Below are 5,306 nucleotides of genomic sequence, written 5' to 3' on the forward strand. Positions count from 1 at the left end.
ATTGGCCAGGTTGTATCCGGTTATAGTTTAGAAACTAACCGGATGCAGTACTAGGTCTGGGATTAAACATTTGTAAAATATTATGTGAAAGGCATGGAGGTACAATAAAAATTTCAAATAATCATAAGGGGGGAGCCTGTGTTACAGCTTGTATAAAAATTGCATATGTTGATGAAAAATAGACATTTTCCCCATATAATTGCATTAAGCACTTATAAAGGAGGTTTCGATTATGAAAAAAATTATCTGTATTATTTTAATAACTGTCACAAGCATTTTGTCCGGGTGCAATTCAACATCAGATGAAGAAATAATATCATCACAGGATTTCAAAGAGAATTATGAGGTTTCGTCCTATGGAACTGAGGAAAAAATTAATACTTTATCAGATGTTGAGCTTACATCAAGTGAAAAAGAGTATTCTGACTTAGAAAACGCAAAATTTTTTTTAGAAAATAACTCCAACAAAGAGTATCATTATTCTAAAGCCTATTTTGAAATTGAAGCGGAGCAATCAGAAACATGGTATCAATTAACTCAACTTTATGACCCATCAAAAGATAACGAAGATGATGCAGTTATAAATCCCACCGAAAGATTAAGTTTACCATTTGATATTTCCTCGGTTTATGGCGAACTCCCATCAGGGCACTATAGAATAATAGTAAGTATTTCTTATTTCGAATCCCCTAAAGATTGGGATTATGACACTTATTATTTGGCATGTGAATTTACATTAAAATAGTATATCAGAAAGGAAACAAATGGGAACAGCAAAATGGATATACTGTCCTATATGCAAGAATAAAACAAGAACAAAAATCAGAACGGATACTAAGTTGATAAATTTTCCACTGTATTGTCCAAAATGCAAACAGGAAAACCTAATTAATGCCAGCAAATTAAAAATAACAGTAATCAAAGAGCCAGACACTTAGATGCAGAGCCGATAATTCAGAGGATTTCATATCTCATAGATTATCGGCTCATTTTTATTACCTATCACCATATCCCGTATGATTGGCAGGCAAATAAAAATGGAGGAACTAATCTTCCCCCACTTCCTTTGATTTGATGATACCAGCAGCGACGCTCTCCATGACAACCATATCTTTGTCGTCGAAAGTATCAAGCTGTTGTTCCAACTGTCTGCGGCGAGTGCTTTTTACTTTGTCACTGGTCGGCAGGAAAATTTCATCAACAGACACATTAAGTAGAGTTACAAGGTCATAAAACACCTGTAAACTTGGGTGCTGCCCTTTATTCTCAATATTCGTCAGATAGCGTGGGTCAATTTCAATTTTTGCTCCCACCTGTTCACGGGTCAGACCTTGTTTCATCCTTGCCGCTTTGATGGCAAGACCAAAGGCTCTGAAATCGTATTTATCTTCTGTTTTACGCATAATTAATCACCTCACTACATTTTACTGTTCCTAAAGAATTTGTAACAGGTACAGTAAAACGTATTGCAAGGTTTATCAGTTCCTATGAACAGGTAAATAACAATATATGCTGCTTGGCGGTAAAAAAAAACCGTTGTCAGCAGTAATGCTTTTATACGTCCTTTTAGATAGAACGACGGTTCATACAGCCGCCGTTTTATTTTTGTCCAACGGTGGACAAACTACTGGTTGGTTTTGTTTTAGCGGCTTCAGGAGGTAGCCGCATGGAATGCCTATACATTCAACAACATTCGACCATTGGTAGCTTGTTAAAAAAATCCGTTTAACTTTTGCGGATTATATCGCTCTTGTATATGGTTTTTCACATCACATAGCAGGAACAATTTATAAGGCACAAGAACAGCACGTCAGTATTGCTCTTGTGCTTTTTTGCTACTTTAAAAAATTTTTTGATTTTTTTCTGATTCGGGTTACAAATCACCCCTCCGTGTTGAGTGTTAGTGCGGAAAGAGGTAAAAAGCCTTTTCGCTTTAGCAACTTCAACTTGAAAGGAGGTGAGATTATGAAACCTTCTTCATTTGAGAACGCTATAAGACTTCAATTTGACTGTCTGGCTCGTAAGGTGATTGGCAGAACTGTAAAGAACTACAACAAAGAACTTGCCAGACGTGCAAAGCATGAAATATCTTTCTGTGAAATACCAGAGCTGGAATTAAACCAGTTGGGTGTATCGGACGAATACTCGCTTGAATTTACTTCCTTTGATGTGTTCGGTACAGAAGTTCGTGTCTATGATGAGAAATTATGTGAAGCAATCAAAAAATTAAGTGAAAGACGACGCAATGTTGTGTTGATGTTCTACTTTCTGGAATTACCAGACGCAGAAATCGCAGAGATTTTGGATATTTCCAGAAACTCTGTTTATAGAAACAGAATGTGTTCACTAAAGCTCATTAGAGATATGTACGAGGAGGAATTATAACATGATGAAGTCTACAAAAAAGTGTCCTCTATTCTCCACAATCAGTTTAGCTGCTGATGGCGACGAAGTGGCAATAGAGAAAATTTTAAATCACTATGACGCTTACATATCAAAAGCAAGTTTACGCCCGTTCTATGATGAACACGGAAATATGTATATTGTGGTCGATATGGAACTGAAAGGCAGAATTAGAGCTGCCCTTATTAAAGCAATTCTAGGTTTTGAAGTCAGAGTGAAATAAGCGAATATATACGGAGTGTGATACCACCTCATTCCAGCTCCGTTTTACAAGTGTTCTTTGAAAATTGAATAAAGTAATCAGATACGTTTGATATGCGGTGAGCCGACGGACTGGAACGCCATGACCCATGAAAAGGAGGGATAAAGAAGCGAGCGACCACGCCAGTGATCCGTAAGCGACTGTTGGAAAAGTTGCTGCCATGACCCGTATATCAGAATAATGATACACTCGCATGGTGCGGTTCACCCATCAGAATGGGAATGGTGAAATTCCAGTGGAGCTTTCCAAAGCCATCTGATTACTTCTTACTTTATAGACAAATTCTTTCATAATGTACAAGCATTTTTGCATACTTTGTAAATATATTGTAGTGAGGTGGTTCAATGGCAAATGACGCAAAGGTAGTTTGCAAGAATGTTTTTAAAAATTGTGATAAAGCGGCGTTTACAAAAGCATTTACTCTAAAATGGATAGAGTTGATAAATCAATATGAAAAAAATAAAGGAAGGGCAACTCCTGCCAGATGATAGACAAACTATCCTACAAGATGTTATAATAACATTATGTAGAGATAGTTTGTTTCGTCTTCTCAAAAAGGAGAACGAAGCATGATAGAATCAAAATCAAGAGTTGCTATTTATTGCCGCTTATCAGAGGAAGATAGAAACAAACAATCAGAAACAGACGACAGTAACAGTATTCAGAATCAAAAGTCAATGTTACTTCAATACTCATTAGAGCATGGTTGGGAAGTCTACAACATATACAGTGATGATGATTACACTGGTTCTGACAGACGACGACCAGAATTTAACAGGTTGTTGGAGGACGCAAAGAATCGTAAATTTGATATTGTCCTTTGTAAGACACAATCCAGATTTACCAGAGAACTAGAATTAGTGGAAAAATATATACACGGTCTTTTTCCTATTTGGGGTATTCGCTTCATCAGCATTGTTGATAATGCAGATACCGCTAATAAAGGAAATAAGAAATCAAGACAGATTAACGGTCTGGTGAATGAGTGGTACTTGGAGGATATGTCAGAGAACATTAAAAGCGTTCTCACTGACAGAAGAAAGAACGGACACCATATCGGTGCTTTTGCTCTGTATGGTTACAAAAAAGACCCTGACGTAAAAGGGCATTTGATTATTGATGAAGAAGCTGCGGAAGTTGTCAGAGAAGTTTTTACACTGTTTTCACAGGGATATGGAAAGACCGCCATTGCCCGTATGCTGAATGACAGAGGAATACCAAACCCTACGGAATACAAACGACTTCATGGTTTGCGTTACAAGCAGCCTAAAACGAAAAACAGTACCCTATGGAAATATTTTGCCATATCAGATATGTTGGTGAATGAAATCTATATCGGGAATATGGTTCAAGGGAAATATGGCAGCGTTTCTTATAAGACAAAGCAAAACAAACCCAGACCCAAAGACGAGTGGTACAGAGTTGAGGGTACACATGAGCCGATTATTGACCGTGAGTTATGGGATAGGGTTCAAGCATTGGTAGCTCAAAAGGCAAAACCTTTCACAGTTGGCACAATCGGTTTATTTGCCAGAAAAGCTCGCTGTATGAATTGTGGTTATACAATGCGTTCGTCAAAGAATCATGGTAAGCATTATTTACAATGCTCTAACCGCCATGTAGCAAAGGACGCTTGTATAGGTTCTTTCATTTCAGTAGACAAATTAGAAAAAGCTGTGATTGATGAACTTAATAAGTTATCCGCAGAATATCTTGACAAAGATGAGCTTGAACAAAATGTGCAATTCAACAATGACTTGCGAGGTCAAAAAGAAGCTCTGGAAACGGAGATTGCTGCTTATCAAAAAAAGATTGCGGAATATACAAAAGGAATCCGAGAATTATATTTAGATAAGGTAAAGGGTATTCTTTCCGAACTTGATTACTTGGATTTATCCAAAGACTTCTCAACACAAAAAGAAAGGCTCGAAAAACTGATGATTGATACGCAGAAACAGCTTGATGTTATTGAAAGAAAAATGCTGATTGGCGACAACAGACGACAGTTAATCGAGCAATATACAAATCTTGAACACTTAGACAGGGAAACGGTTGAAAAGCTGATTGATTATGTATTGGTTGGCAAAAAAGACCCTGTAACTAAGGAAGTACCTATTGAAATACATTGGAATTTCTAGGGTTCTCATATCTGGCAGCTAGTATGCCAGATTATCGGGAACTTTCTTTTAAAACCTCAATGTTGTCTTTATACAATCGCACCCTCTGCAGCAAGATCCTCGAACAGATCAGTGATCGGATCACCTTTACTCTGAAATTCACATGCATTAAATGGTACGCCACCTGCTGCCTGTGGCCAGACTCCCACTGTGTGATCGATATAATACGGTCCAAATCCGGATTTCTCAATTTCCTCCATGGAAAGGTCCCGGGTAAGCTGATGTACAATAGTGGATACCATTTCCAGATGACTGAGTTCTTCTGTTCCTATGTCGTTGAGCAAAGCAGAAGTCGTTCGGTTCGGCATGGTAAAACGCTGGGAAAGATAACGCAGGGAAGCGCCGATCTCCCCGTCCGGGCCACCGGAGTGCAGTACCCTATAATAGTCCCGAAAGCCCAGTGTTTATGCAATGTCATTAACTTTAGCAAAAAGCAGAAATCGTAAGTATTTATAAAACTATGA

8 protein-coding genes and 1 pseudogene are annotated in these 5,306 nt (G+C 37.9%); 7 read left to right on the forward strand and 2 right to left on the reverse strand.

What is annotated here, in order from left to right:
• Positions 1-56 precede the first annotated feature (56 nt).
• Genes LJE12_RS20355 through LJE12_RS19100 form a run of 3 tightly spaced genes read left to right on the forward strand, consistent with a single transcriptional unit; the run spans position 57 to position 938 of the window.
• The gene (locus LJE12_RS20355; RefSeq protein ID WP_331466215.1) at positions 57-182 is read left to right on the forward strand and encodes a hypothetical protein; all 126 of its coding nucleotides are present in this window, start codon (positions 57-59) and stop codon (positions 180-182) included.
• 50 nt (positions 183-232) lie between these two features.
• A complete protein-coding gene (locus LJE12_RS19095) occupies positions 233-745 on the forward strand; it encodes a membrane lipoprotein lipid attachment site-containing protein (protein ID WP_006857576.1) in 513 nt (170 codons plus the stop codon).
• A 19-nt stretch (positions 746-764) separates the two neighbouring features.
• Positions 765-938, forward strand: a complete 174-nt coding sequence (locus LJE12_RS19100) for a cysteine-rich KTR domain-containing protein (RefSeq protein WP_008704154.1) — start codon at positions 765-767, stop codon at positions 936-938.
• A gap of 108 nt (positions 939-1,046) precedes the next feature.
• Here LJE12_RS19100 and LJE12_RS19105 read toward each other — a convergent pair whose 3' ends face one another.
• On the reverse strand, positions 1,047-1,403 hold the full coding sequence (locus LJE12_RS19105; protein WP_006857575.1) for a helix-turn-helix domain-containing protein: 357 nt from the start codon (positions 1,401-1,403) through the stop codon (positions 1,047-1,049).
• 562 nt (positions 1,404-1,965) lie between these two features.
• On the opposite strand from LJE12_RS19105, the gene LJE12_RS19110 reads away from it, so the two are divergent.
• The 4 genes from LJE12_RS19110 (at position 1,966) to LJE12_RS19125 (ending at position 4,803) form a co-directional block, all read left to right on the forward strand.
• Positions 1,966-2,385 (forward strand): RNA polymerase sigma factor, encoded by a 420-nt coding sequence (locus LJE12_RS19110; protein ID WP_008704153.1) that lies wholly within the window; start codon positions 1,966-1,968, stop codon positions 2,383-2,385.
• Position 2,386: 1 nt separating this feature from the next.
• Positions 2,387-2,626 (forward strand): helix-turn-helix domain-containing protein, encoded by a 240-nt coding sequence (locus LJE12_RS19115; RefSeq protein ID WP_006857574.1) that lies wholly within the window; start codon positions 2,387-2,389, stop codon positions 2,624-2,626.
• 383 nt (positions 2,627-3,009) lie between these two features.
• Positions 3,010-3,153 carry a hypothetical protein gene (locus LJE12_RS19120; protein WP_006857573.1) on the forward strand — a complete coding sequence of 48 codons (144 nt, stop codon included), beginning with the start codon at positions 3,010-3,012 and terminating at the stop codon, positions 3,151-3,153.
• An 81-nt stretch (positions 3,154-3,234) separates the two neighbouring features.
• Positions 3,235-4,803, forward strand: a complete 1,569-nt coding sequence (locus LJE12_RS19125) for a recombinase family protein (protein WP_006857572.1) — start codon at positions 3,235-3,237, stop codon at positions 4,801-4,803.
• An 83-nt stretch (positions 4,804-4,886) separates the two neighbouring features.
• Here LJE12_RS19125 and LJE12_RS19130 read toward each other — a convergent pair.
• Positions 4,887-5,207, reverse strand: a pseudogene (locus LJE12_RS19130) (manganese catalase family protein); the annotation flags it as partial.
• Positions 5,208-5,306 lie beyond the last annotated feature (99 nt).

It is taken from the genome of Blautia sp. DFI.6.71 (genome assembly GCF_020593585.1).
Classification (GTDB): domain Bacteria; phylum Bacillota; class Clostridia; order Lachnospirales; family Lachnospiraceae; genus Blautia_A; species Blautia_A wexlerae.